Origin of the sequence: Micromonospora sp. Mcm103 (assembly GCF_024519755.1) — a bacterium.
Classification (GTDB): domain Bacteria; phylum Actinomycetota; class Actinomycetes; order Mycobacteriales; family Micromonosporaceae; genus Micromonospora; species Micromonospora aurantiaca.
Window position 1 is genome coordinate 1 of sequence record NZ_JALJRJ010000045.1, and the last position, 5,353, is coordinate 5,353.

The 5,353-nt window shown below is 57.8% G+C and carries 3 rRNA genes; all 3 read right to left on the minus strand.

Annotated features, from left to right (window positions below):
• Nucleotides 1-3 precede the first annotated feature (3 nt).
• A 5S ribosomal RNA gene (rrf, locus tag OC439_RS30065) occupies nucleotides 4-120 on the minus strand.
• A 75-nt stretch (nucleotides 121-195) separates the two neighbouring features.
• Nucleotides 196-3,305 (minus strand): 23S ribosomal RNA (locus OC439_RS30070).
• 372 nt (nucleotides 3,306-3,677) lie between these two features.
• Nucleotides 3,678-5,192: ribosomal RNA gene (locus OC439_RS30075) — 16S ribosomal RNA — on the minus strand.
• Together the 16S, 23S and 5S rRNA genes form the textbook arrangement of a ribosomal RNA operon.
• Between the last annotated feature and the right edge of the window lie 161 nt (nucleotides 5,193-5,353).

The following is a 5,353-nucleotide window of genomic DNA, read 5'->3' on the forward strand; positions in this document are numbered from 1 at the left end:
ATTGTCCGGCGGTGTCCTACTCTCCCACACCCTCCCGAGTGCAGTACCATCGGCGCTGGAGGGCTTAGCTTCCGGGTTCGGAATGTGACCGGGCGTTTCCCCTCCGCCATGACCGCCGTAACTCTATGAACATGTCAACCAACCCTGATGGGTGGTGGTTTGTTCAGAGTTGCACAGTGGACGCGTAGCAGCTTAGTAGTCAAGTCCTCGGCCTATTAGTACCGGTCAACTGAACCCGTTACCGGGCTTACATTTCCGGCCTATCAACCCAGTCGTCTAGCTGGGGGCCTTACCCCACAAATGTGGGTGGGATACCTCATCTTGAAGCGAGCTTCCCGCTTAGATGCTTTCAGCGGTTATCCCTTCCGAACGTAGCTAACCAGCCGTGCCCCTGGCGGGACAACTGGCACACCAGAGGTTCGTCCGTCCCGGTCCTCTCGTACTAGGGACAGCCCTTCTCAAGTATCCTACGCGCACGGCGGATAGGGACCGAACTGTCTCACGACGTTCTAAACCCAGCTCGCGTACCGCTTTAATGGGCGAACAGCCCAACCCTTGGGACCTGCTACAGCCCCAGGATGCGACGAGCCGACATCGAGGTGCCAAACCATCCCGTCGATATGGACTCTTGGGGAAGATCAGCCTGTTATCCCCGGGGTACCTTTTATCCGTTGAGCGACACCGCTTCCACATGCCAGTGCCGGATCACTAGTCCCGACTTTCGTCCCTGCTCGACCTGTCAGTCTCACAGTCAAGCTCCCTTGTGCACTTGCACTCAACACCTGATTGCCAACCAGGCTGAGGGAACCTTTGGGCGCCTCCGTTACCCTTTAGGAGGCAACCGCCCCAGTTAAACTACCCACCAGACACTGTCCCTGAACCGGATAACGGTCCGAAGTTAGATACCCAAATCAACCAGAGTGGTATTTCAAGATTGCCTCCACCCATACTGGCGTATGGACTTCACCGGCTCCCACCTATCCTACACAAGCTAATTCAGATACCAATGTCAAGCTATAGTAAAGGTCCCGGGGTCTTTCCGTCCTGCCGCGCGTAACGAGCATCTTTACTCGTAATGCAATTTCGCCGGGCCTGTGGTTGAGACAGTGGGGAAGTCGTTACGCCATTCGTGCAGGTCGGAACTTACCCGACAAGGAATTTCGCTACCTTAGGATGGTTATAGTTACCACCGCCGTTTACTGGCGCTTAAGTTCTCCGCTTCGCCCCGAAGAGCTAACAGGTCCCCTTAACGTTCCAGCACCGGGCAGGCGTCAGTCCATATACATCGAATTACTTCTTCGCATGGACCTGTGTTTTTAGTAAACAGTCGCTTCCCCCTGCTCTCTGCGGCCATACAACGCTCCACCCGCGCGGGGCTTCACGTCTCCGGCCCCCCTTCTCCCTAAGTTACGGGGGCAATTTGCCGAGTTCCTTAACCACAGTTCGCCCGATCGCCTCGGTATTCTCTACCTGACCACCTGTGTCGGTTTGGGGTACGGGCCGCTAAGAACTCGCTAGAGGCTTTTCTCGGCAGCATAGGATCACTGACTTCACCTGAATCGGCTCGGCATCACGTCTCAGCCCTAGTGGTGTGCGGATTTGCCTACACACCGGCCTACACGCTTACCCCGGCACAACCACCGGCCGGGCTCAGCTACCTTCCTGCGTCACCCCATCGCTTGACTACTACCCGCCAGGTTCCCACGCTCCCCACCATTGGTCCGAAGACCGCCGGCAGTTCGGGTGGTTAGCACAACGAGGTTCATCAGGGTCGCTCTTTCGCGGGTACGGGAATATCAACCCGTTGTCCATCGACTACGCCTCTCGGCCTCGCCTTAGGTCCCGACTCACCCAGGGCGGATTAGCCTGGCCCTGGAACCCTTGGTCATCCGGCGGAAGGGTTTCTCACCCTTCTTTCGCTACTCATGCCTGCATTCTCACTCGTGCCGCGTCCACAACTGGGTCACCCCGCTGCTTCACCCCCGGCACGACGCTCCCCTACCCATCCACACACCTGCACCTGGCATCAAGGCCAGGCGAAGTTAAAATGTGAATGCCACAGCTTCGGCGGTGTGCTTGAGCCCCGCTACATTGTCGGCGCGGAACCACTTGACCAGTGAGCTATTACGCACTCTTTAAAGGGTGGCTGCTTCTAAGCCAACCTCCTGGTTGTCTATGCGACCCCACATCCTTTTCCACTTAGCACACGCTTAGGGGCCTTAGCTGGTGATCTGGGCTGTTTCCCTCTCGACTACGAAGCTTATCCCCCGCAGTCTCACTGCCGCGCTCTCACTTACCGGCATTCGGAGTTTGGCTGATTTCGGTAAGCTTGTGGGCCCCCTAGACCATCCAGTGCTCTACCTCCGGCAAGAAACACGCGACGCTGCACCTAAATGCATTTCGGGGAGAACCAGCTATCACGGAGTTTGATTGGCCTTTCACCCCTAACCACAGGTCATCCCCCAACTTTTCAACGTTGGTGGGTTCGGCCCTCCACGCGGTCTTACCCGCGCTTCAGCCTGCCCATGGCTAGATCACTCCGCTTCGGGTCTAGAGCATGCGACTGAAAACGCCCTATTCAGACTCGCTTTCGCTACGGCTCCCCCACACGGGTTAACCTCGCCACATGCCACTAACTCGCAGGCTCATTCTTCAAAAGGCACGCCGTCACCCCGCAAGGCTCCGACGGATTGTAGGCGAACGGTTTCAGGTACTATTTCACTCCCCTCCCGGGGTACTTTTCACCATTCCCTCACGGTACTCGTCCGCTATCGGTCACCAGGAAGTATTTAGGCTTACCAGGTGGTCCTGGCAGATTCACGGCAGATTTCAGGAGTCCGCCGCTACTCGGGAACACCCACAGAAGACCAGCAACTTTCACCTACCGGACTATCACCGTCTACGGTCAGCCATTCCAGACTGTTCGACTAGCCACTAGCTTTGTAACTTCTCCAACAGATGTCAGTCTGCTGAGCAGGGTCCCACAACCCCGACGACGCAACCCCTGACAGGTATCACACGCCGCCGGTTTAGCCTCAATCCGCTTTCGCTCGCCACTACTCACGGAATCACTATTTGTTTTCTCTTCCTACGGGTACTGAGATGTTTCACTTCCCCGCGTTCCCCCCACACACCCTATGTGTTCAGGTGCGGGTGACATCACATGACTGATGCCGGGTTTCCCCATTCGGACACCCTGGGATCACAGCTTGGTTGACAGCTCCCCCAGGCCTATCGCGGCCTCCCACGTCCTTCATCGGCTCCTGGTGCCAAGGCATCCACCGTTCGCCCTTGACAACTTGACCACAAAGATGCTCGCGTCCACTGTGCAATTCTCAACAAACAACCAACCCACAACCCACAGCCCCACACCTACAACCACCACATGGTTACGGTTTGCGAGACCAGGCCATGCCTGGCACCAACCCCCGCCCTCACGGCGGGGTCATGGTTCCGAAAAAACAACCTCGGTTGTTCTTTCAGGACCCAACAGGGTGCTTACATCCGTCCCCAGCCGCACCACGGACTCGTTCCCACCACCCGAGAGTGGCTGTACTAGAGGATCCGCAGCCGTTGCCGGCGACCGACTTGCCAGTGTCTCCGCCATCTGAGCACCCCACCACCACGTTCGGGCGGTGCGGGCTCCATACCACCTTTCGGTGGATGGTGCTCCTTAGAAAGGAGGTGATCCAGCCGCACCTTCCGGTACGGCTACCTTGTTACGACTTCGTCCCAATCGCCAGCCCCACCTTCGACGGCTCCCTCCACAAGGGTTGGGCCACCGGCTTCGGGTGTTGCCGACTTTCGTGACGTGACGGGCGGTGTGTACAAGGCCCGGGAACGTATTCACCGCAGCGTTGCTGATCTGCGATTACTAGCGACTCCGACTTCACGGGGTCGAGTTGCAGACCCCGATCCGAACTGAGACCGGCTTTTTGGGATTCGCTCCACCTCACGGTATCGCAGCCCATTGTACCGGCCATTGTAGCATGCGTGAAGCCCTGGACATAAGGGGCATGATGACTTGACGTCATCCCCACCTTCCTCCGAGTTGACCCCGGCAGTCTTCGATGAGTCCCCGCCATAACGCGCTGGCAACATCGAACGAGGGTTGCGCTCGTTGCGGGACTTAACCCAACATCTCACGACACGAGCTGACGACAGCCATGCACCACCTGTGACCGCCCCCGAAGGACCTGCCATCTCTGACAGTTTTGCGGCCATGTCAAACCCAGGTAAGGTTCTTCGCGTTGCATCGAATTAATCCGCATGCTCCGCCGCTTGTGCGGGCCCCCGTCAATTCCTTTGAGTTTTAGCCTTGCGGCCGTACTCCCCAGGCGGGGCGCTTAATGCGTTAGCTGCGGCACAGGGAACCGGAGAGGCCCCCCACACCTAGCGCCCAACGTTTACAGCGTGGACTACCAGGGTATCTAATCCTGTTCGCTCCCCACGCTTTCGCTCCTCAGCGTCAGTATCGGCCCAGAGACCCGCCTTCGCCACCGGTGTTCCTCCTGATATCTGCGCATTTCACCGCTACACCAGGAATTCCAGTCTCCCCTACCGAACTCTAGCCTGCCCGTATCGACTGCAGGCCCGCAGTTGAGCTGCGGGTTTTCACAGTCGACGCGACAAGCCGCCTACGAGCTCTTTACGCCCAATAAATCCGGACAACGCTCGCGCCCTACGTCTTACCGCGGCTGCTGGCACGTAGTTGGCCGGCGCTTCTTCTGCAGGTACCGTCACTTACGCTTCGTCCCTGCTGAAAGAGGTTTACAACCCGAAGGCCGTCATCCCTCACGCGGCGTCGCTGCATCAGGCTTCCGCCCATTGTGCAATATTCCCCACTGCTGCCTCCCGTAGGAGTCTGGGCCGTGTCTCAGTCCCAGTGTGGCCGGTCGCCCTCTCAGGCCGGCTACCCGTCGTCGCCTTGGTAGGCCATCACCCCACCAACAAGCTGATAGGCCGCGAGCCCATCCCAAGCCGAAAAACTTTCCACCACCAACCATGCGATCGGAGGTCATATTCGGTATTAGCCCCGGTTTCCCGGGGTTATCCCAAAGCCTGGGGCAGGTTGCTCACGTGTTACTCACCCGTTCGCCGCTCGAGTACCCCGAAGGGCCTTTCCGCTCGACTTGCATGTGTTAAGCACGCCGCCAGCGTTCGTCCTGAGCCAGGATCAAACTCTCCAACAAAAACTTGTCGAACAGCAATCAACCTGGCAACAAAAGTGTTGCCAAAGGAATCCCAACCAGCCAGACAAAAGCCTGACCAGTCCGGGGTATAAAACAATTGGCACTGGCTTTACAAGCACCCTGTTGAGTTCTCAAAGAACAACCACACACCAACCAGAAGC